Source organism: Parapontixanthobacter aurantiacus, from assembly GCF_009827635.1.
Taxonomy (GTDB): Bacteria; Pseudomonadota; Alphaproteobacteria; order Sphingomonadales; family Sphingomonadaceae; genus Parapontixanthobacter; species Parapontixanthobacter aurantiacus.
The window spans coordinates 1,566,623-1,586,568 of the sequence record NZ_WTYW01000001.1; the positions used below are offsets into that span (position 1 = coordinate 1,566,623).

Here is a 19,946-nt window from a genome sequence, read left to right on the forward strand (position 1 = left end):
AGCGCATGACGCCCCGGCCCATCCGTTTCAAAATTGTTTCGCCTCAGGCGAAGCTGACCGTAGTCTTGCCCTGCTTGGGACGACGCCGCATCAGACCGCCAATCGCGCCGAATCCGAGCAACAGCATCATCCACGTCGCCGGTTCGGGCACTGCACCGCTTCCCGGTGTCGGAATTTCCTGCCCGGCGATGGTCAGACCGGCAAAAGCGAGACCGGAATCGTAGGCCGTATCGGTGAAATTGCTCACGCCGAACTTCAAGGTATAGCTTCCGTCCGCGCCGATCGTGTAGCTCGAATTGATCCAGCCGGTGTAACCACAACCTGCGGCGAAGCAATCACCGCTATTGCCTCCGAGTTGGGCCCAGTCGGGCGCACCCGATACGATTTCGGATGTGATCGGAGTAAGTGTCGCCGAATTCGCCGGAAGGCCGAAGCCCGGGCTGGTGTCACCGGTCGGGCGAGTCCGGGCGGTAAACAAATAAGCGACCGGATCGCCCGCCGCGCTCAACAATTGCGCGAAGGCGTAGTCGGCGAAACCCGCACCGTCCGAGGTGATGTAGTTGAAATAGAAGTTCAGCTCGTCGCCAGCGCTCGCGCTGAACGCGGCGGTCGTATATTCGGAACCGTCCGTACCACCGACGCCGTCGATCTGACCGGCACCCGTCTGGCCGTTTCTGGTCGAGACGTAGCTGTAATTCGGGCCATATTCCGGAGGGGCAGTAACATCGCCATTCGGAGCCGCAGATCCGCACTCACCAACGCAAGTCTGAGCGGCGGCGGGGGAAGCGACTGCGAAAGCGGCAGATGCGACAAGCGCACCCAGTGTAATTTTTCGCATGTTCAGTCTCCAACTGTATGAAAGTGGAGCAACCCGTAACGGCCACCGAGAACGGCGACTCGTTAATCGGACATTAACTGACTTTTATCAGTCGGTCAAACGGCCATTGCACTGCAACATTCGAGAAAAATTCGACTCACCAACGATTTCCGGGACGTTTCTAAACCCTGGCACTGTCGCGCAGAACGGCTTTTCCGTCCTCACGCTGGCGTTTGAGTTCGGCCTTCAGCTTCGCCGGATCGCGAGCGAGCACGAAGCCGAAACTCACCCCGCCTTCCTTGCCGACCGTCGCGTGATGCAGCTTGTGCGCTTGCACCAGCCGCTTCGCATAGCCGCGCTTCGGAACCCATTTGAAGTAGCGCTGATGGACGAGGCCATCGTGAACGAAGGTATAGATGACGCCGTAGAGCGTGATGCCGAAGGCTAGCCACCACAGGAACGGCGAATAGACATAGCCGATGGCGAACATGAAGAAGACGATCGTGCCGAAGGTCACGGCGTAGAGGTCGTTTTTCTCGAGCTTGTTGTCGTGCGGCTCGTGATGGTCGCGGTGCCAGCCCCAGCCCCAGCCATGCATGATGTATTTATGCGCCCACCACGCGAAGAACTCCATGAAAACGACCGCTCCGACGACGGTCAGCAAAATCTGCCACCAGCTCATGCTGTCGCTCCTTGCGAGATTGCGCCGCGGCGCTTCGCCGGCAGCGCCCACCAGGGGGTCTGCGGGCTGCAATGGTGCTCGTGATGATAGCCGAAATGGAAACACGTCGCGAGGCTAGTCGCGGTGCCGAAGGCGTCGCTACGGGCATTGTGGCGGTCGGCGAACGGCTCGCCCGCCTGCGTATGCGGGCGATAGGTCCCGAAATAGAAGAGCTGCATCGAACTCGCGATGGCGGGCAGGCCGTAAAGCAGCACGATCTTCTCCATCGGGACGCCGAGCGCAAGCCAATAGAAGGTGACGACGGTGCTTACGAACAGGATAGAACGCCAGCCGAAATAGCGTTTGATGAACGTGCCGTACCAGCGCAGCGGATCGCGCGGATTGGCCTCGTCGAAATCGGGATCGCCTTCGCGCCCTGCCAGCTTGTGATGGGCGAAATGGGCATCGCGCATTTTCTTCCAGGCAAACCCTGCATAAAGGAACAGGAGCGCCCCGCCGATCATACCGTTCGCACGCTTCGCCCCAGGCAGAAGCGAGCCGTGCATCGCGTCGTGGCTGATGATGAAGAGGCCCACTGACAGCCAGCACTGAACCACCGCCATCCCGAGCGCGAGCGGCAGGCTGCGCCAGGTCAGATCAAAAGCGAACATCGCGTAGAAATGGATCGCAAGCCAGCTCGCGACTATCAGCGCGGCGAGGCCGAGCCCGATCGCGCCCTGATGGGGCAGCGCGGCGTTCGATGATGGCGAGCGGGACATTTGGGTAACAATATAGGGCCGATTGGCCGATGTTGGAAGCCGATGCTTCCCGCGCGCTCTATTTCTCAGGGAAGAAATGCCGTGCGATTTCCTGCCCGATGCGCGCCGGACGCAGGGTTTCGGCATCGATGCAGCACCAGCTCGAATTTATTTCCGCAAGCACTTCGCCGCCCCGCTCGATAATCGTGCGATAGAAGGCGCGCGCACCCTTCGTGCTTTCCAGCACGGTGCGGGCGATCACGTCATCCTCGAGGAAGGCGGGTTTGCGATAGGTAATCTCGTGCTTCAGCGCGACCCAGGCGCGGCTAGCGACCGCTTCTGCCGGAGCGAACTTCTTCCAGTGCGAAAGGACCGCATCCTGCACCCAGCCCAGATAGCGGGCATTGTTGACGTGGCCCATGAAGTCGATGTCGTCGGGCGTAATCTTGATCGGATGGGCGAAAGGGGATGCTGACATGACTGTAAGTTAGCAGCATATAGGTTACCTTTCCATGACTCATGCATTCGTGTTGGCCGAGTTTCTTGCCAGTGTGACGAGGACGCCGCTATTTTCCCTTCGCAATGGCCAGCAAACCCCGCACGCTTTACGAGAAAATCTGGGACGATCACGTCGTCGAACGGCGCGAGGACGGCACCTGCCTTGTCTATATCGACCGGCATCTCGTCCACGAGGTCACCAGCCCGCAGGCGTTCGAGGCATTGCGTCTAGCGGGGCGCAAGGTGCGCCGCCCCGACCTGACGCTCGCCGTTCCCGATCACAACGTGCCCACGACCGCCCGGCGCGGTCCGGATGGGGCTCGCCTGCCGGTCGAGGACCCGCAGAGCGCCGCGCAGCTCGCCGCGCTCGAAAGAAACGCGCCCGACTTCGGCATCCGCTACATCGATGCGGTGGCAGCGGAACAGGGCATCGTCCATGTCGTCGGCCCGGAGCAGGGCTTTTCCCTGCCGGGTTCGACGATCGTCTGCGGCGATTCGCATACTGCCGCGCATGGCGGGATCGGCGCGCTCGCCTTCGGAATTGGCACGAGCGAGGTCGAGCACGTGCTCGCGACCCAGACCCTGCTGCTATCCCCGTCGAAAACGATGGAAGTGCGCGTCGAGGGCACGCTCGGGCCGGGCGTTACGCCCAAGGATCTCATCCTCCACATCATCGGCCATATCGGCACGGCGGGCGGCACCGGCCATGTCATCGAATATCGCGGTCGCGTGTTCGAGGAAATGAGCGTCGAGGGGCGGCTCACGGTCTGCAATATGAGCATCGAGGGCGGTGCGCGGGCGGGCATAATCGCGCCCGACGAGACGACCTTCGCCTATCTGAAAGGCCGCCCGATGGCCCCGGCGGGCGAAGAGTGGGACCGGGCGGTCGCCTATTGGCGCACGCTAGCTACCGACCCCGATGCGCGGTTCGACAAGAGCGTTACGATCGAGGCTTCGGCCATCGAGCCGACGGTCAGCTGGGGCACCAGTCCCGAGGACGTCGTGCCCATCGGCGGACGCGTGCCGGACCCCGACAGCTTCGCCGACGCCGCCAAGCGCGAGGCCGCCCGCCGTTCGCTCGAATATATGGGGCTGGAAGTGGGGCAGGCGATGACCGACATCCCGGTAGAGAACGTCTTCATCGGCTCGTGCACCAACAGCCGCATCGAGGATCTGCGCGAGGCCGCAGCAGTGCTCGATGGCAAGGCGAAGGCGGACGGCGTCAAATGGGCGATCGTCGTGCCGGGCTCGGGGCTCGTCAAGCGGCAGGCCGAAGCCGAAGGGCTCGACCACATCTTCATGAGCGCCGGCTTCGAATGGCGCGAGCCCGGCTGTTCCGCGTGCCTCGGCATGAACCCCGACAAGGTGCCGAGCGGGGAACGCTGCGCCTCTACCTCGAACCGCAATTTCGTCGGACGGCAGGGACCGGGAGCACGCACGCACCTGCTCTCGCCGGCCATGGCGGCAGCGGCGGCGATCACCGGAAAGCTGACGGATGTCCGCGATCTCTAGGCGGCGTTCGGCAGGGCATCTTTTTTGCAACCGTTCTTTTGACGAGGCATTGGGTCCGACATGAGCAAGAAAACCTTCAAACCCCGCAGCGGCCCCGCCCTCGGCGCGGCAGCCATCGGCTCGGCCGCGATCGCAGCCGCGCTTCTTTATGCCAGCAAGCGCAAGGAAAAGCGCACTGCCGAGCCCAAGACGCCCAGCGGCGAGAAACCCGAAACCGATTGATGGAAGCTGTCGCGACGATCGAGGGACGCGCCATTCCGTTCGGCGCGAAGAACGTCGATACCGACGTCATCATTCCTGCCCGCTGGCTGAAGACGGTGACCCGCGAAGGTCTCGGCGAAGGCGCGTTCGAGAACCTGCGCAAGGCACCCGGCAACGTCTTCGACGCGCCCGAATTCGCGGACAGCCCGATCCTCATCGCGGGCGACAATTTCGGCTGCGGGTCGAGCCGCGAACACGCCGCCTGGGCGATGCTCGACCTCGGCATAAGGGCGGTCATCGCGCCGAGCTTCTCCGACATCTTCGCAAGCAACGCCTTCAAGAACGGCATCCTGACCGTCGCCCTGCCTCAGGAACAGGTGGACCGCCTGCTCGAAGTCGCCCGGACCTCGCCGATTACGATCGACCTCGAGGAGCAGCGCGTCACGACCCCAATGCAGGACCGCTTTTCCTTCGACATCGACCCGTTCCGGAAGAAATGCCTGACGGAAGGGCTGGACGAAGTGGGCCTGACGCTGGCACGGGACGAAGCCATTCAAGAATATGAAGAACGCCGGCGGCGCCATGCGCCCTGGCTCGCAATGGGAGTGAGAGAGAACGCATGAGAGCTTTACTGTCGAAGGAAACGGGCGGCCCCGAAACATTGGTGATCGAGGATATCGAGGCACCGACGCCCGGCAAGGGCGAGGTCGTCGTCGATGTCGCGGCCTGTGCCATCAACTTTCCCGACACGCTCATCATCCGCGATCTCTACCAGATGAAGCCGCCCCGCCCCTTCTCGCCCGGCGGCGAGATTTCGGGCACTATTTCCGCGGTCGGCGAAGGCGTTACCGACTGGAAGGTCGGGGACCGCGTCCTTGCTGGCGTAGGCAGTGGCGGCCTGCGTGAGAAGATTGCCGTTCCCGCCGAAAAGCTGTTCTCCGTCCCCGAAGGTGTCTCTCTCGAAGCGGCCTCCGCCCTGCTGATGACCTACGGCACGACCATTCACGGGCTGAAGGATCGCGGCGACATTGCCGAAGGCGACACCGTTCTGGTCCTCGGCGCAGCGGGCGGTGTCGGCCTGTCCGGCGTCGAGCTTGCCAAAGCCTATGGCGCGCGGGTCGTGGCCGCCGTCTCCAGCGAGGAAAAGGGCGAAGTCGCGCGCAAGGCCGGGGCCGACGAAGTCGTCATCTACCCCCGCGTTCCCGAAGGTCAGCAGGGCTTCGACAAGGATACGTCGAAGGCGCTCGCCCAATCCTTCAAGGATGCGGTCGGTCCCGAGGGTGCCGACATCGTCTACGACATCGTGGGCGGTGCCTATTCCGAACCAGCCCTGCGCAGCATTGCCTGGGAGGGACGGTTTCTGGTCGTCGGTTTCCCGGCGGGCATCGCGAAGATGCCGCTCAACCTCACGCTTCTCAAAAGCTGTGACATTCGCGGGGTCTTCTGGGGCGCGTTCGCCGCGCGCGAGCCGAAACGCAACGCCGACAACATCCAGGAACTGTTCGATTTGTGGAAGGCGGGCAAGATCAATCCGATGATCAGCGAGACCTACACGCTCGACAATGCAGCCGAAGCGATCGCGAAACTCGAACGACGCGAAGCAATCGGCAAACTTGTTGTGACGATGAACCGATAGCCCACACGGATGGGGAGGCTTGTGCGGGAAAGGTCCGCGTTGTAGCCTCCGCCCCCGTATTTTCGAAGGGACACGCCATGACCGATTTCAACGACCGCAAGCGCGGTGAAGAAGCGAAATTCGCAATGGACGAGGAAACGGCCTTCAAGCTCGCCGCTCGTCGCAACCGCTTGATCGGCGAATGGGCCGCTGGCCTGATGGGCCTGACGGAAGAGGAAACCGACGCCTACAAGAAAGCGGTCGTTCAGGCCGATTTCGAGGAAGCCGGCGACGAGGACGTCATTCGCAAACTGCTGGGCGATCTTACTGCCGCGGATTGCGACGTCAGCGAAGCCGATATTCGCGCCAAGCTCGAGGAAAAGACGATCGAGGCGCGTCGCCAGATGATGGCCGGCCATTGAGACCGATGCCCGCAGGAGACTTCAGCTGATGCCGATGTCCGGCACCGAAATCGAACAGGCCATTCGGCAGGCGCTGCCCGATGCGACGGTCGAGATGACCGATCTCGCAGGGGACAACGATCATTGGGCGGCGAAGGTGACGAGCCCATCCTTCGCGGGGAAGAGCCGGGTGCAGCAGCACAAGATGGTCTATGACGCGCTCGGGGGAAAGATGGGCGGGACACTTCACGCCTTGCAACTCACAACGCAGATACCCACCTGAAGCGTAACGAATTACGCTAACAAAGGTTATCTCTCATGTCTGCTGCGAACGAGCGCATCTCCGATGTCGTATCCAAGAACGACGTCGTCCTTTTCATGAAGGGCACGCCGCTCTTCCCGCAATGCGGCTTCTCGAGCCGGGCGGTCGCCATTCTCGATCACTGCAAGGTCGCTTACGAAAGCGTCGATGTCTTGCAGGACATGGAAATTCGCCAGGGCATCAAGGCCTATTCCGACTGGCCGACCATCCCGCAGCTTTACGTGAAGGGCGAGTTCGTCGGTGGCAGCGACATCATGATGGAGATGTTCGAGGCCGGCGAGTTGCAGGAACTGATGGCGGAAAAGCAGGTCGCGCCCGCCAGCGAATAAACCTCGCCTTCCTTTTTTGAGCACCTGAAACGGGAAAGGCCCCTGCCGTTCGAAACGGCAGAGGCCTTTTTTTATTCGGGGAGGCGGAGCAGGGAGACCTTGAGACACTCCGCCTTCGTTCGAAGATCATGCTCTATCCTATGCCAAAGGCGTGCCAGTTTCGCGGGGCGCACGGAAACTGCCGCCGACGTTGGTTAACGCCTCGTTGCGGCATCGGGCGAACGTAAGATTATCCGACAGTTCGCAAAATGGGGCGTCAAATATCCCGACACCCTGTTCCGCCGGTCAAAACTCGCGGTCGCGGGCCATCCCTTCTTCACAGACCCGCCAAACTGCGTCAGACATCGAACCGATGACTTCTTCCCGAACACCCGACGCCAGCGAGGAAATTCCGGCCGCGACGCTCGTCATATTCCGCAACGGCCGGATCGACGAGCGCCCCGAAATCCTCATGGTCGTCCGCAGCCGCCGGATGAGCTTTGCTGGCGGTGCAGCCGTATTTCCCGGCGGGCGGGTCGATGAGGCCGACCGCGTGCTAGCCCGCTCGATCGCGCATCAGTGGGAGGACGACGATCAAGCCGCGCACCGCATCTGCGCCATTCGCGAAACGCTGGAGGAAACGGGGCTCGCCATCGGGTTTCGCGAAGCGATCAGCGCGCAAGATGCCGAAAAGGCGCGGCGGATGCTGCTGACCGAGGAAGCCTTGCAACCGGTCCTCGACCGGTTCGGCTGGACGCTCGATCTCGATGCCCTCACCCCGTTCGCCCGCTGGCTACCGCGCGGCATCACCGCGCACCGCGTGTTCGACACGTGGTTCTATCTGGCGGATACCGGAACGGGGAATGTCGAGATTACCGTCGACGCGACTGAGAACACGAGGCTGTTCTGGGTCAGCGCGCAGGCTGCGCTCGACATGGCGGAAAGCGGCGAGATCTCGATCATCTTTCCGACCCGCCGCAACCTCGAACGGCTCGCCCAGTTCGACAGCTATGCCGCCGCGAAGGCGCAGGCCGAGCGCATTCCGGTTCGCACGATCACGCCGCAGACCGTCCAGATCGGCGACCGTCAGCGCCTCACCATCCCCGAAGGACTGGGCTATCCGATAACCTCGGAAGATTTCGACGACGTCCAGCGCGGTTGAACGGACGCCCGCTGGCAGCTGAACTAAGAGAAGGAAATGGCGCGCCCGGCAGGACTCGAACCTGCTGCCTCAAGATTAGAAGTCTCGCGCTCTATCCAGATGAGCTACGGGCGCGCACCGCAACAGCTGCGGAACGCACCGCCATTAGCGCGCTTTTCGCCGAAGCAAAACCGCGTTAGTCCGGCAAGGTATGGAAAAGACAGATCGGGATGCGGCGACGGGGCCGGCGCATATCGTAGCGGGCGAAGCGAGCGCGCCGCGCAGTTTCCGCTATTACGACTTCGTCATGGCGGCCTTCGTCGCCATCCTCCTGCTGTCGAACGTCATCGGTGCGGCGAAACTCAGCTACGTGACCCTTCCCGGCGGGACGCAATGGGTGTTCGGTGCGGGCGTCCTGTTCTTTCCGGTCAGCTACATTATCGGCGACGTCCTGACCGAAGTGTATGGCTACGCCCGCGCGCGCCGCGTCATCTGGACGGGCTTTGCCGCGCTTCTTTTCATGGCGTTCATGGCCTGGGTCGTCGTCGCCCTGCCCCCGGCGCAAGGCTGGCCGAACCAGCCCGCTTACGAGGCCGTATTCGGCAATAGCTGGCGCATCGTGCTCGCTTCCATCACCGCCTTCTGGGTCGGGGAGTTCGCCAACAGTTTCGTGATGGCGCGCATGAAGGTCTGGATGGAGGGGCGCGCCCTGTGGATGCGCACGATCGGCTCGACAATCGTCGGACAGGGGTTCGACAGCCTCATCTTCTATCCCCTCGCCTTCTGGGGCATCACGGGCTGGTCGAACGAGCAGATCGCGATGGCGGTCGTCTCGCAATGGTTCATCAAGGTGGCGTGGGAAGCCTTGCTGACACCGGCCACCTATGCCGTGATCGGATTTCTCAAGCGGCGCGAGGGGGTCGACCTCTACGACCGGGAAACCGACTTCTCGCCCTTCGCCGTGGGAAAGAAAGGCTAGATCGTCGGGATGGGAACGGCAGGCTCGATGATTGGTTCGCTGCTGTCGTCGGGCACGATGTCGAGCGCATAGTCCAGTCCCAGCCGCTCGGACAGCTGGCGCAAATCCTTCTCGTTCGGCACGCCGAACAGGTCGCGATGCCCTTCTTCCAGCCGCAGGACGAGGCGATCCTCGTCACGCACGAGGGAACTGGCCTGCAACCCCTTGCGCGAGCGCGTGGCGAGGCGGCGGCACAACCTGATGGCAAGGCCCCAGCAGATCGCTTCTTCCAGTTGCTCGGGTTCGGCGAGGAGATGCAGGGCATCAGGCAGATCGGTGACGTTGCCATTCGCGCAGACCGTCGCCGCGAGCATCGCCCGCCCCTCCGGTCCAAGGCCGAGCCAGCGCTTGTAAAGCGCCCATTCGGTCGCGTGCTGCACCCTCAGATTGGGCTCGATCTGCATGGCCGCTAGCGAGAGTGTCGTCGCGGCCAGACGCAGGCGCTCCTCGCCGCGCCCCCGTGTCGGAACCGCGCGCACGGTCCAGCCGGCGACGCGGGTCGCAAGCACGGGCGAAGCGCCATACATCGTGCCGAACACGCCGATCCCTGCAAGCAGCGGGTCCTGCCGCTTCATGTGATCGGGCAGCCCTTCCTGAATGATGCCTTCGCGCAGGCCCCAGGACGAGAAGACGATCCGGTCCGGCTGCAACTGCTTCAGCAGAACGGACAGCAGGGTGGCTGCGTCCGGCAGTTTCTCGGCGCGCATCGAGGATATGCGGGGAATGTCGCCAACGGTGCTCGGGTCCGCCTTCTCTATGCGAGAGGCGAGTTTCGCGGCCTGCTTGCCGGTCAACTCGTAGCCGTGCGGATCGGTCAGCGGCGTCTTCGCCTGATGCATCGCATAGACCGCCATGGCCCGGAAGGTGCCGCCCACGAGATAGAGCGACTGTCCGCCCCGCCCCGATGCGTCCGCCGGATCGCTTGTCGATGCTGCACTGCCCCAGCCTGCCTGCTTCAGCATCTGCGCGATCGGTTTCGCGATCTTGCCGTCGTGGCCCTCGCGCAGCGCCTCCAGCCGAAGCGTCCCCAGCGGCAGGGTCGTGCCGTCATCCGACAGATCGCCGTCGATCCGCACCAGTTCGAGGCTGCCCCCGCCAAGATCGGCCACGATGCCGCTCGCACCGGGAAATGCACCGAGCACGCCATGCGCGCTGAAGCGGGCTTCTTCTTCGCCCGACAGGACGCGCGGCGCGAAGCCCAGCGCCTCGACATCGGCAAGGAAGGCCTTGCCGTTGGAGGCTTCCCGGACAGCCGCCGTGGCGACGGTGGTCACGTCGTCGATCCCCAGATCGTCGAAGATCAGGGCGTAGCGCCGCAATCCGCGCATCGCGAGTTCGATGGATTCCTCGGCCAGTTCACCATCGGAAGCGATGTCGCGGCCAAGGCGGGCGGTCACCTTCTCGTTGTGGATGACGGTGGGAGCGCGTGGACTGCCGCCGAAGATCACCGCGCGCACCGTGTTCGAGCCGATATCGACGATGGCGCGCTCCGCATGCTTGCCGAACAGGCCGTCGTCGCGCAGCCGCCTGCGTGTCGTGCGCTGTTTCAATCCGTCTCCCCGCGCGTTTCCTTGTGAAAGACGAGCGTCGGGACATCGTCGGGTTCCAGCGCCTCGCCCCGGCCCGAGAGCGAAGGGTTCGTCATGAAATAACGGTGGCAGTTGAAGGGATTGTCGCCTTCCTCCGCGCGCTGGTAATGTCCATCGCCCATGAGCTCCCAACTCTGCTGCGTATCGAGCAGATTGGCAAGGAGGACTTGCTGGAGAACCTGGTCGTGTACCGTCCGGTTGCGGATGGGGACGAGCGCCTCCACGCGGCGGTCGAGGTTGCGCGACATCAGATCGGCCGAGGAAATGAGCACTGTCGAGCGATCGCCGGGCATCCGGTAGCCGTTGGCGAAGGCATAGATCCGGCTATGTTCGAGAAAGCGTCCGATGATGGATTTGACCCGGATGTTTTCCGACAGACCCGCTACCCCCGGACGCAGCGAGCAAATGCCGCGCACTACCAATTGCACCTCGACCCCGGCCTGGCTGGCTGCATAGAGGCAATCGATGATCTGCGGGTCGGTAATCTGGTTGCACTTCATCCAGATTGCCGCCGGACGTCCGGCGCGCGCATTGCGTATTTCGCGATCGATGAGGCTGCACATCTCCTCGCGCAGGCTAATCGGCGAGATATGGATCGCCTCGGTCCGGCGCGGCTCGACATAGCCCGTGACGTAATTGAACATCTTGGCGGCATCCCGGCCGAATTTCGGGTCGGCGGTGAAGAAGCTGAGATCGGTGTAGATCTTGGTCGTGACCGGGTGATAATTGCCCGTGCCGAAGTGGCAGTAGGTGCGGAAGCCGCCATTCTCCCGGCGCACGACGATCGCGACCTTTGCGTGCGTCTTCAGTTCGACGAAGCCATAGACCACCTGCACCCCGGCGCGCTCCAGCTTGCTCGCCCACATGAGGTTCTGTTCCTCGTCGAAGCGCGCCTTTAGTTCGACGACGGCGGTGACGGTCTTGCCCGCCTCCGCCGCCGCGATCAGCGCGTTGATGACCGCCGACTGGTTGCCCGCGCGATACAACGCCTGCTTGATCGCCACGACATCGGGATCGGCGGCAGCCTGCCGAATGAAATCGACCACCACCTCGAAACTTTCGTAAGGGTGATGGATGATGATGTCCTTCTCGCGGATGGCCGCGAACACGTCACCCTCATGTTCGAGAACGCGTTCGGGATAGCGCGGGGCGTAACTGTCGAATTTGAGGTCGGGCCGGTCTTCCGCGACGATCTCCTCCAGCCCGTCGATCCCGATCAGCCCGTCGGTCTTGATGACCGTCGCTCCCTCCACCGCAAGCTGCCGGCGCAGCACCGCCTCGGCGACGGGATCGAAATCGTCCTCTAGTTCCAGCTGGATGACCTGCCCGCGCCGCCGCCGCTGGATCGCGCTGCGGAAGGTCATGACGAGGTCCTCTGCCTCTTCCTCGATTTCGAGGTCGCTGTCGCGCAGCACCCGGAACGCCCCGTCGCCCTCGACCGAGTAGCCGGGGAACAGCTTGCTCGCGAACCGGCAGATGAGGTTCTCGATGCTGATATAGGATGCCTCTTCCCCGGCGATCCGTACGAAGCGGGGCAAGGCGGACGGGATCAGGATCATCTCGATCACCTGCTCCCCGTCCGATTGGCGGGTCAGGGTGAACAGGATGCCCATCCCCCGGTTGGCGATGAAGGGGAACGGGTGCGCCGGGTCGATCGCCTGCAAGGTGATGACGGGCATGATCTCGTTCTCGAAGTAGTCCTTGAGCCAGCTATAGGCCTCGGACGGCAGGCGCTTCGTCGACACGATGGCGATGCCCGTCCCTTCGAGTTCGCGCCGTAGCTCGCGCCAAGCGCGCTGCTGTTCGGCATAAAGCGTTTCGAGCCTGCTGCCGATCTCCTGAAGTTGCTGCGTCGGGGTCCGCCCGTCGATGGAAGCGCGTTCGATGCCGCGCTGCTTCTGGCCGACGAGGCCCGCGACGCGGATCATCATGAACTCGTCGAGATTGCTTCCTGAAATGGACAGGAAGCGCAGGCGTTCGAGCAAGGGATAACGGGGCCGGACGGCCTCGGCGAGCACTCGCTCGTTGAAGGACAGCCAGCTCAGTTCGCGGTTGAAGAAACGATCGCTGCTCGCGGCCTTCCCGGCATCGAGCTCTTCGATCGTCTCGGCCTTGTCTACCAAGCCGCCCCTGTCGTGCGATGTATCAAGCGGAGTGTCGGTCATCTGGCGGTCTGTCGGACCCTGCCTCGTCGCGAAAAGAAAGCGCGTTTCCGCCCATCGGAAACAGTCCGCCCCGATGGCGTAGTTTCCGCTTGTGACATTCCGAAGTCAATCGGGGGCGATGTCAATCGGAGCCGAAGTCAATCCGCGGGCGGCATCCATCCGGGGTGCTGCCGCGAACCGTAAACTATTTCGCGGGCGGTGCGGTCCGTGCCGCCTTCAGCAAGGACTGGCTTTCCGCGATCTGCGAAATGCCGCGCTTGCCGTTCTCGTCCCGACCCAGCTGGACGATGACGTCGATGACGCTCGCGGAATAGGCGATGGTGTCGGAGCGGGTGAGCCCGATGCCGGTCTGCATCACCATCAGCGAAAGCTGCTCGAGCGCGCCGCGCAGACTGTTCGCATGGATCGTCGAGAAGCTGCCCGGATGTCCGGTATTGATGGCCCGCAAAAAGCTGACGGATTCAGCCCCGCGCAATTCGCCCAGCACGATCCGGTCCGGGCGCAGGCGCAGCGCCGCCTGTAGCAATTCGTTCGCCGTGACCTTGGCTTCGCCCAGTTCGCCCTTTACGGCAACGAGGCCGACGCCGTTCTCGCCCGGCAGTTTCAATTCGGGCGTGTCCTCTACCAGCACGACCCGCTCATGCGGCGGAATCTCGCCCATCATCGCATTGAGGAAGGTCGTCTTGCCAGTCGACGTGCCGCCGGAAACGAGGATCGTGCGGCGTTGGCGTATCGCTTCGCGCAGGAACGGGATCGGCTCCGCCTGCGGGTCGGGCATCGCCTCGCGCACGGGCTTCTTCAACGGACCGTTGTCATAGGCGTCGAGCGGCAGGTCGAGTTGCCGGTGACGACGGATCGCCATGACCCAGTGCTTGCGCGAAGCGGGCGGTCCGCAGAACTGCACGCGCGCTCCGTCAGGCAGTGTCGCGCCGAGCAACGGATGCTCGCGATTGATCCCCTGATGGCTGACGCGGGCAACCTGTTCGGCCAGCCGTTGCACGAGCTGATCGTCGATCCGCGGGATCACGACCTTCTTCATGCCCGGAAGCGTCGCGTCCTCGATCCACACCTCTCCCGGACGATTGACGAGGATCTCGGTCACGGTGTCGCGTTCGAGGAACGGCTTGAACGGGGCGAGGTAGGCGTCGAGATAGACGCTCCGCTCGATCGGCGGCGCGGCATTCTCCTGCGCGGAAAGCGCCTCCTGCGCCTCTTCGTCGAGCATATCGCTCGTCAGCGGATGGATGTCTGCGCTCATCTCCGGACCGTTACCCGTGTCCTATCGGGCCGAGACTTCGGAAAAGTCGAGGTCGCGCGCGGTAAAGATGCGGATCGGCGCACCCTGCTTCACCCGCACGGTCGGACCGATCTGCCCGTCCTGCTGGAATGCCGTCGCCGCCGCGCTCTGCCCGCCCCCCAGCACGACCGACGTACCGCCCGTCGCAAGAGTGGAAAGACCGCCGACGACCGACAGCAGGATGGACGAACCGAACCGCTGGAAGAAATTGCTGTCGACCTTGCCCTTGAGGCCCGTCGTTCCGTCGAACCCGACCGCGGGCGAGGCGAGACTGACCGATGCGCCGTCGGGCCGGATGAGGCGTGTCCAGATGACGTAGGCGCGCTTCTGCCCGTTCTGGAGGCCGGACTGATACTGCCCGATCAGGCGAGAGGAGCGTGGGACGAGGACGCGCGTTCCGTCGAAGCTGCGCACGTCCTGACTGACGACCGCCCGGACAAAGCCCGGAACATTGGTGTCGATCGCCGTTTCGAGCACGGCGGGAATGAGCGTTCCCTGCGTCACCGTCGTGGAGGGGTTGTCCATCGCACTGGCGCGTGCCGGGGCGCCGCCAACGCCGCCGATGCGGCTGGCGAACTGGCCGACCGCGCTCGTGTCGCTGTCTCCGCTCGCGGCAACCGCCGCAGGGGCACTCGCAGCGCTCGCCGGGGCTCCAGAGGCGATCGGACCGGGCGAACCGCTGGCGTCGAACACCATGGCCGGACTGCTCAGCGCGTTCGGACCGGTAGCGGGAACGGGTGCGGGCGCGACCGAAACCTGGCCGGGCGCAGCCGATAGCGGCGCGGGCGGCGGCACGGCTGCCACCGGTTGCGCCATGACCGGTCCACCGACCGGAACGCCTGCGACAGGCGTCGCGGGCGGCAGCACGACCTGACCGGCGGGCTCGCGGGCAGCCCCCTCGGTTTCGAGCCGTGCCGAATTCATGCTCCAGAACGCGACCGCGCCGAGCAGGCCGACGATCCCGACCCCGGCGAGAAGGCCGAGGCTGTCGGATTTCGACTTCTTCTGGACGACCAGCGGATAGGCGTTGCGCGATGCGAGGTCGATGACTTCCGCGCTTTCGGTATCGCGCGGATCGACGTCGTTGGCGGCGCTGCTTTCAAGTTCGTTCTTCGGCAGGCGTGCAGTCGTGAGGCGCATTACAATCCCTCCAGCGGTTGGGCAGCGATCCGGGGCTGTGCGTCGTTTCTCGCCTGGCGGGCGGCGGGAGGCGCTTGCCTGATCGGGCCCTGATGGGTGAGCGTCGCGCTGTCCTTTCCGCTTCGCAGGGTGATGGTCGCCGGAACTCCGTCGATGACGATGGTATCGCCGCGAACCGTATAGTTGACCGGACCCTCGATGCCCTCGGCATCGGTGATGAGGATCGCCGGGACGTCGCGACCTTCGGGCCATGCGAGAAAGGTCGCATCGCCGTCGTCATAGGTCTGTACCGGCAGGAGCTTGCGATCGCCCTTCGTCTTCCATGCGAAGTTGAGCGTTGCCGGATCGACGACCGCATATGGATCGCGGGCCGCCATCATTTCCGCATCGTTCGCCTGCTGTGCCAGTTGCGCCTGTGCCTCTTCCGCGGCGCGCCGCTCGTCCTCGGGATAGACGAAGCGCATCACGTAAAGCGGGCGGGCAGCCGGATTGGCGACGAGATCGAAGAAATAGGTGCGCCGGTCGGTGATGACGGTCATGTTCGTGGCGGCACGCGGGGCGAGCGGCTTCAGGAAGAGGAGGTTCGCGCGCTTGTTCGGCGTGACCTGCCATGCCGCGCTGTCACCGATGGCGACGTTCTCGATCGTCTCGTCCTCGCCGAAGGTGATGGTCGCCTGAATCTTGGCTCGCCCTTCGATGAGGACGACCTGCGCCGGATCGTAGATCACTTCGCGCAGCCGCGCATCTTCGGCCTGAACGGCGCCGAAGGGCGTCGTCACCAGCGCGAGCGCCAGCGCCAGCCCGGCGAAAGTCTTGCGCGGCAGGGGGACCGCAATGTTCATCGTATCGTCTCCGTGGAACGGGCCGGGCTGCTGCGAAAGCGGCTGCCTATCCCGCTGGCCCGCGATGGGCCGCTATGGGCGGCGGCGGATTGCTGTCCGCCGGAAGAAGTTGCGAGGACGCGCGTTTCGCGCACCGTCGTCTGCTGCGTCGCTCCGCTGTCGTTTGCGGCTGCGGGAACCGGCACGGAAGCAACGCCGATGCGGCGGCTCGTCGCGAGATTGCCGGTCGGATTGCCCGTCGTCGTGGCGGGCGTTGCCGCCTGCGCTGGACCGCCTGCCTGATGCAGATAGGCATGCCGCATGGTGGAGGGTGCGCCGTCGAGTTCGTTGCGCGACCTCGCCAGCCCGAATACCGTCCAGCCCGATACCATCGTCCCGGCTACGCGAATGACCATGATCATCAGCGCTACGTGGACCGCGCCGATCAGGAAGAAGGCGGCGGCAGGCTGTGGCTGGATCTGTCCCGGAACCTGCGTCAGCGACGCGAGAACCGGAACGGCGAGTTCGAGCATCACGCTTCCCCCCACAACCGCGAACAGCGGCACGAGCGCAAGCATCACGACGCCCTTCAGCCAGCCGACGAACATGCCGCGCGTCCCGTCGAAGATGGCGAGCACGACAAAGATCGGTCCGATGGCGACCAGCACGGCGAGCGCGATCCGCGCCGTCACCAGCACGCCGACCGTGCCGAGCAGGAGGAGCATCGCACCGAGCCACAAAAGGCCAGCGGGAGAAAACGCGCTGATGTCGTTCTCGGCCCCGGCGCCGGCGCCGCCGCTCGCTTCCTGAACGGCGAGGAAGACGATGTCGATCTTCTGGCCGAAGACATCGGTCGCCGATCCTTGCGTACCCGACAAGAGGCTGGCGAGGTAGTCGGGCGAAGCTATGGCAAGGTTCCAGACGACGCTTTGATAGGCAGCCCAGCTGGTCGCGAAGGTCAGTGCCAGACCAAGCGTCAGCATCCGCGGCGTCAGCGAGCGGACGCCGACATTCGCACGGCCGAACAGGAGCTGGATGCCGAAGACGGCGACGTAGATCGTCAGCAGGATCGTCAGCGCGGGCAGCAGGCCTCCATCGCTGCCGAACAGGCGGTTGAAGGCCTGCGCCGACATCTCGTTCGCCATGCAATCGACGGCGCGCAGCGAGGCCGAGACACCGGCTCCGACCTGCTCCATCGCCTGATCGCAGGAAATGCTCATTCCGCTGCCTCGCGGATGGAGGGATAGATGTCGATCGGCCCCGAAGGCTCGCGTCCGCCGGGCCATTCCTTACCCGTAAGCGCCGGATACCATTCGGCCGGATCGTCGCCGACCGCATCGCGGATGAGGTCGAGCCGCCGGACCGCACTCTCGCGGCCCGACAGGATGGTCAGAACTTCGGGCGCATTGGACAGGTCGAGCCGCACGACGACGCTCGCATCGGGCTGCCGTACGAGGAAGCAGCGGCTATGCGCGGGCAAGGTGCGAATGAGCGCGAGTTCGTGGCTCGTCAGGCCGAACCCGTCGCAGTAATCCTCTGGCCGGGCGCGGCTGTTGGGCATGAACACCATCGTCGCCGTCTGCTCGACCAGCGCGGTCGAAATCTTGCTTTCCAGCGCATCGCGGGCGCTCTGGGTCGCGAAACCGACCAGCGCATTGCGCTTCCGCAAGGTCTTGAGCCAGTCGCGGATCCGCGCGGCGAAGACTTCGTCGTCGAGCGCCTTCCACCCCTCGTCGATGAGGATCATCGTCGGATCGCCGTCGAGCCGCTCTTCGATCCGGTGAAAGAGATACATCATGACGGGCGTGCGCAGCCGCGGGTTTTCGAGCAGCGCGGTCATGTCGAAGCCCAGCGTCTTGTTCGACAGGTCGAGCTTGTCGTGCTTGTTGTCGAACAGCCAGCCATGCTCGCCGCCACCGCCGCTGTCATTGCCGATCCAGGCGGACAGGCGGTCCGCCAGATCGCCCGGCTGCGGACGCCGTGCGCCTGCCAGCAATTCGCGGAAATGGCGCAGGCGGCGCAGCGAGGGATCGTTGGCATAGGTCGCATCGACGGCCTGCGAAACGATCGCCTCCTCTTCCGGACCTTCGACCTTCAGCAGGACGCCGAGCCATTCGCGCAGGAATGCGCGGTTCGTCGGACTGTCCGGCAGGGCCATCGGGTTGAAGCCCGAAGGTTCGCCGGCGGCGATCCGGTCGTAGCGACCACCGATGCCGCGAACGAACAGTTCCGCGCCGCGATCCTTGTCGAACAGGATGGTGCGCGGCTTGAACTTCTGCGCCTGTGCGGCGAGGAAGTTCATCACCACGGTCTTGCCCGATCCCGACGGTCCGATGACCGAGAAATTGCCAAGATCGCCGTGGTGGAAGTTGAAGAAGAACGGAGTCGCGCTCGTCGTTTCGAGCAGCGTCACCGCCTCGCCCCAGTGATTGCCGCTCGCCTGCCCCAATGCAAAGCCGTGCAGGCTGCCGAAACCCGCCATATTCGCGGTCGAAATCATCGCCTGCCGAACAAGATACTGCTCGTTGCCGGGGAACTGTCCCCAGAAGGACGGTTCGAGATTGGTATCCTCGCGCACCGCGATCGCGCCGGTATCCGCCAGCGCCGCGGCACAGGCCGCCGCTGCCTCGTCCAGCCGCGGCAGCGTAGTTTCGCGCACCAGCACGGACAAGTGATGGTCGCCGAATCCGACGGCCCCGTTGCCCAGCGCGTCGCGTGCGGCGAGCATGTCGCCGCGCTCCGCCTGCGCTTCCTCGTCGGCGGACCGCAGGCGGCGAAGCGACAGGTCGATCCGCTCGCGCGCCGTCTGACGTTCTGCAGGCGCATAGCTTTCCGTGACGATCATCTCGAATGGCTGCCGCAGCAGCGCGTCGAGCAGGCCGGGCGAAGTCGCCTCGGGATAGTCCTTCAGTCCGAGGATGGCGGAAAAGTCGGGATGACCTGCACCGCGCGTTTCCATCGCATCGAGCCCGAAGCTGACGCGCCGATAGGGGATCATGTGCCCGATATCGACGTCGTCGGCAGGCTTCCTGACGGGCCGCATCTCGCCATTGTAAAGAGCCGAGAGAAGCTCCAGTATCTCGTTGTTCGTGCCGCCCGTACCGCGATAGTCACCGAGCATCTGCGCGCCATAGGCGGTGAGCGAGGCGACCAGTCCCGTCGCCGCCGACTTCAACGCCCGGACGTCGCGCGGATCGGCACCCGTTTCCTGCCGCTGCCCGCGCGAGAAAGCGCGCCCGGCCTTCTCCGCCAGCCCCGCCTTGCCCTTCGCGGGACGACGGATCAGCGTGATGAACTGGTCGTTGATGAAGAGCGAGCCGGAGGTCAGCTTCTCGCGCCAGCGCGCATCGATATGCCGCGACAGCGGGTCGTCGAACTCGCTCTGCAAATCGACCGAGACCCGGCGCCGGATAACATGGTGATACATGATGAAGCGCGCATCGAGCGTCGAGCGAAGCATGACTTCGCGCGTCGCCGCATGGGCGTTCAGTGCTTCGCTATCCTCGGTTTCGAACAGCAGGCCGGGAACCTGGATCGCGGTCATCACCGCGCCGTTGCGGAGCAGGAGCGTGCTTTCGTCGAGCAGCGACTTGTAGGGGAGCCGGTCGCCCGCGCGGGCTTCCTTCTTGCTCCAGGCGGCGGCACCCATCCACTTGGTCATGTGCGCTCTCCTGTCGTTGCT

Annotated in this window: 20 protein-coding genes and 1 tRNA gene; 9 read left to right on the plus strand and 12 right to left on the minus strand. The window is 64.2% G+C overall.

Annotated features, from left to right (window positions below; translation table 11 throughout):
- Positions 1-43: 43 nt before the first annotated feature.
- The 4 genes from GRI38_RS14075 to GRI38_RS07590 form a co-directional block, all read right to left on the minus strand.
- Positions 44-838: an NF038132 family protein gene (locus GRI38_RS14075; RefSeq protein ID WP_160682238.1), complete on the minus strand. Its 795-nt coding sequence runs from the start codon at positions 836-838 to the stop codon at positions 44-46.
- Between the two features lie 160 nt (positions 839-998).
- The gene (locus GRI38_RS07580; RefSeq protein ID WP_160682239.1) at positions 999-1,499 is read right to left on the minus strand and encodes a sterol desaturase family protein; all 501 of its coding nucleotides are present in this window, start codon (positions 1,497-1,499) and stop codon (positions 999-1,001) included.
- Positions 1,496-2,257 (minus strand): fatty acid desaturase, encoded by a 762-nt coding sequence (locus GRI38_RS07585; protein WP_160682240.1) that lies wholly within the window; start codon positions 2,255-2,257, stop codon positions 1,496-1,498. The genes GRI38_RS07580 and GRI38_RS07585 overlap by 4 nt, the downstream gene beginning before the upstream one ends.
- 58 nt (positions 2,258-2,315) lie before the next feature.
- Positions 2,316-2,714 (minus strand): acyl-CoA thioesterase, encoded by a 399-nt coding sequence (locus GRI38_RS07590; RefSeq protein ID WP_160682241.1) that lies wholly within the window; start codon positions 2,712-2,714, stop codon positions 2,316-2,318.
- A 104-nt stretch (positions 2,715-2,818) separates the two neighbouring features.
- Here GRI38_RS07590 and leuC point away from each other — a divergent pair, with 104 nt between their 5' ends.
- The 8 genes from leuC to GRI38_RS07630 all read left to right on the plus strand — a co-directional run bounded on the left by leuC (position 2,819) and on the right by GRI38_RS07630 (position 8,255).
- On the plus strand, positions 2,819-4,246 hold the full coding sequence (gene leuC / locus GRI38_RS07595; RefSeq protein WP_160682242.1) for a 3-isopropylmalate dehydratase large subunit: 1,428 nt from the start codon (positions 2,819-2,821) through the stop codon (positions 4,244-4,246).
- 60 nt (positions 4,247-4,306) lie between these two features.
- A complete protein-coding gene (locus tag GRI38_RS07600; protein WP_160682243.1) occupies positions 4,307-4,468 on the plus strand; it encodes an isopropylmalate isomerase in 162 nt (53 codons plus the stop codon).
- Complete coding sequence (gene leuD / locus GRI38_RS07605) at positions 4,468-5,070, plus strand: 3-isopropylmalate dehydratase small subunit (RefSeq protein WP_160682244.1); 603 nt, start codon at positions 4,468-4,470, stop codon at positions 5,068-5,070. Before GRI38_RS07600 ends, leuD begins: the two co-directional genes overlap by 1 nt.
- The gene (locus tag GRI38_RS07610) at positions 5,067-6,083 is read left to right on the plus strand and encodes an NADPH:quinone oxidoreductase family protein (protein WP_160682245.1); all 1,017 of its coding nucleotides are present in this window, start codon (positions 5,067-5,069) and stop codon (positions 6,081-6,083) included. The genes leuD and GRI38_RS07610 overlap by 4 nt, the downstream gene beginning before the upstream one ends.
- A gap of 77 nt (positions 6,084-6,160) precedes the next feature.
- Positions 6,161-6,484, plus strand: coding sequence for a DUF1476 domain-containing protein (locus GRI38_RS07615; RefSeq protein ID WP_160682246.1), 324 nt, complete (start codon positions 6,161-6,163; stop codon positions 6,482-6,484).
- A gap of 28 nt (positions 6,485-6,512) precedes the next feature.
- Entirely contained in the window at positions 6,513-6,746 is a 234-nt protein-coding gene (locus GRI38_RS07620; protein WP_160682247.1) for a BolA/IbaG family iron-sulfur metabolism protein, read from the plus strand.
- A gap of 35 nt (positions 6,747-6,781) precedes the next feature.
- Positions 6,782-7,114, plus strand: a complete 333-nt coding sequence (gene grxD / locus GRI38_RS07625) for a Grx4 family monothiol glutaredoxin (protein WP_160682248.1) — start codon at positions 6,782-6,784, stop codon at positions 7,112-7,114.
- 352 nt (positions 7,115-7,466) lie between these two features.
- Positions 7,467-8,255, plus strand: a complete 789-nt coding sequence (locus GRI38_RS07630) for an NUDIX hydrolase (protein ID WP_160682249.1) — start codon at positions 7,467-7,469, stop codon at positions 8,253-8,255.
- Positions 8,256-8,292: 37 nt separating this feature from the next.
- On the opposite strand, the gene GRI38_RS07635 is transcribed toward GRI38_RS07630, so the two are convergent.
- Positions 8,293-8,369: transfer RNA gene (locus GRI38_RS07635), tRNA-Arg, on the minus strand.
- A 76-nt stretch (positions 8,370-8,445) separates the two neighbouring features.
- Here GRI38_RS07635 and GRI38_RS07640 point away from each other — a divergent pair.
- Positions 8,446-9,213, plus strand: a complete 768-nt coding sequence (locus tag GRI38_RS07640) for a queuosine precursor transporter (RefSeq protein ID WP_160682250.1) — start codon at positions 8,446-8,448, stop codon at positions 9,211-9,213.
- On the opposite strand, the gene GRI38_RS07645 is transcribed toward GRI38_RS07640, so the two are convergent.
- From GRI38_RS07645 to GRI38_RS07675, 7 genes are all read right to left on the minus strand, one after another.
- Entirely contained in the window at positions 9,210-10,802 is a 1,593-nt protein-coding gene (locus GRI38_RS07645; protein ID WP_237487383.1) for a Ppx/GppA family phosphatase, read from the minus strand. The genes GRI38_RS07640 and GRI38_RS07645 overlap by 4 nt on opposite strands.
- On the minus strand, positions 10,799-13,006 hold the full coding sequence (locus tag GRI38_RS07650; protein ID WP_160682251.1) for an RNA degradosome polyphosphate kinase: 2,208 nt from the start codon (positions 13,004-13,006) through the stop codon (positions 10,799-10,801). Before GRI38_RS07650 ends, GRI38_RS07645 begins: the two co-directional genes overlap by 4 nt.
- A 184-nt stretch (positions 13,007-13,190) precedes the next feature.
- Positions 13,191-14,264 (minus strand): P-type DNA transfer ATPase VirB11, encoded by a 1,074-nt coding sequence (gene virB11, locus GRI38_RS07655; protein ID WP_160682252.1) that lies wholly within the window; start codon positions 14,262-14,264, stop codon positions 13,191-13,193.
- Positions 14,265-14,285: 21 nt separating this feature from the next.
- Positions 14,286-15,443: a TrbI/VirB10 family protein gene (locus GRI38_RS07660; protein ID WP_160682253.1), complete on the minus strand. Its 1,158-nt coding sequence runs from the start codon at positions 15,441-15,443 to the stop codon at positions 14,286-14,288.
- Positions 15,443-16,285: a TrbG/VirB9 family P-type conjugative transfer protein gene (locus GRI38_RS07665; RefSeq protein WP_160682254.1), complete on the minus strand. Its 843-nt coding sequence runs from the start codon at positions 16,283-16,285 to the stop codon at positions 15,443-15,445. The genes GRI38_RS07660 and GRI38_RS07665 overlap by 1 nt, the downstream gene beginning before the upstream one ends.
- On the minus strand, positions 16,282-17,484 hold the full coding sequence (locus tag GRI38_RS07670; protein WP_160682255.1) for a TrbL/VirB6 family protein: 1,203 nt from the start codon (positions 17,482-17,484) through the stop codon (positions 16,282-16,284). Before GRI38_RS07670 ends, GRI38_RS07665 begins: the two co-directional genes overlap by 4 nt.
- Positions 17,481-19,925 (minus strand): VirB4 family type IV secretion/conjugal transfer ATPase, encoded by a 2,445-nt coding sequence (locus GRI38_RS07675; RefSeq protein ID WP_160682256.1) that lies wholly within the window; start codon positions 19,923-19,925, stop codon positions 17,481-17,483. Before GRI38_RS07675 ends, GRI38_RS07670 begins: the two co-directional genes overlap by 4 nt.
- Between the last annotated feature and the right edge of the window lie 21 nt (positions 19,926-19,946).

Bases quoted from the DNA above. Each gene is read 5' to 3' on its own strand.
- GRI38_RS14075 (WP_160682238.1), bottom strand. From the start codon at position 838: ATGCGAAAAATTACACTGGGTGCGCTTGTCGCATCTGCCGCTTTCGCA.
- GRI38_RS07580 (WP_160682239.1), bottom strand. From the start codon at position 1,499: ATGAGCTGGTGGCAGATTTTGCTGACCGTCGTCGGAGCGGTCGTTTTC.
- GRI38_RS07585 (WP_160682240.1), bottom strand. From the start codon at position 2,257: ATGTCCCGCTCGCCATCATCGAACGCCGCGCTGCCCCATCAGGGCGCG.
- GRI38_RS07590 (WP_160682241.1), bottom strand. From the start codon at position 2,714: ATGTCAGCATCCCCTTTCGCCCATCCGATCAAGATTACGCCCGACGAC.
- leuC (WP_160682242.1), top strand. From the start codon at position 2,819: ATGGCCAGCAAACCCCGCACGCTTTACGAGAAAATCTGGGACGATCAC.
- GRI38_RS07600 (WP_160682243.1), top strand. From the start codon at position 4,307: ATGAGCAAGAAAACCTTCAAACCCCGCAGCGGCCCCGCCCTCGGCGCG.
- leuD (WP_160682244.1), top strand. From the start codon at position 4,468: ATGGAAGCTGTCGCGACGATCGAGGGACGCGCCATTCCGTTCGGCGCG.
- GRI38_RS07610 (WP_160682245.1), top strand. From the start codon at position 5,067: ATGAGAGCTTTACTGTCGAAGGAAACGGGCGGCCCCGAAACATTGGTG.
- GRI38_RS07615 (WP_160682246.1), top strand. From the start codon at position 6,161: ATGACCGATTTCAACGACCGCAAGCGCGGTGAAGAAGCGAAATTCGCA.
- GRI38_RS07620 (WP_160682247.1), top strand. From the start codon at position 6,513: ATGCCGATGTCCGGCACCGAAATCGAACAGGCCATTCGGCAGGCGCTG.
- grxD (WP_160682248.1), top strand. From the start codon at position 6,782: ATGTCTGCTGCGAACGAGCGCATCTCCGATGTCGTATCCAAGAACGAC.
- GRI38_RS07630 (WP_160682249.1), top strand. From the start codon at position 7,467: ATGACTTCTTCCCGAACACCCGACGCCAGCGAGGAAATTCCGGCCGCG.
- GRI38_RS07640 (WP_160682250.1), top strand. From the start codon at position 8,446: ATGGAAAAGACAGATCGGGATGCGGCGACGGGGCCGGCGCATATCGTA.
- GRI38_RS07650 (WP_160682251.1), bottom strand. From the start codon at position 13,006: ATGACCGACACTCCGCTTGATACATCGCACGACAGGGGCGGCTTGGTA.
- virB11 (WP_160682252.1), bottom strand. From the start codon at position 14,264: ATGAGCGCAGACATCCATCCGCTGACGAGCGATATGCTCGACGAAGAG.
- GRI38_RS07660 (WP_160682253.1), bottom strand. From the start codon at position 15,443: ATGCGCCTCACGACTGCACGCCTGCCGAAGAACGAACTTGAAAGCAGC.
- GRI38_RS07665 (WP_160682254.1), bottom strand. From the start codon at position 16,285: ATGAACATTGCGGTCCCCCTGCCGCGCAAGACTTTCGCCGGGCTGGCG.
- GRI38_RS07670 (WP_160682255.1), bottom strand. From the start codon at position 17,484: ATGAGCATTTCCTGCGATCAGGCGATGGAGCAGGTCGGAGCCGGTGTC.
- GRI38_RS07675 (WP_160682256.1), bottom strand. From the start codon at position 19,925: ATGACCAAGTGGATGGGTGCCGCCGCCTGGAGCAAGAAGGAAGCCCGC.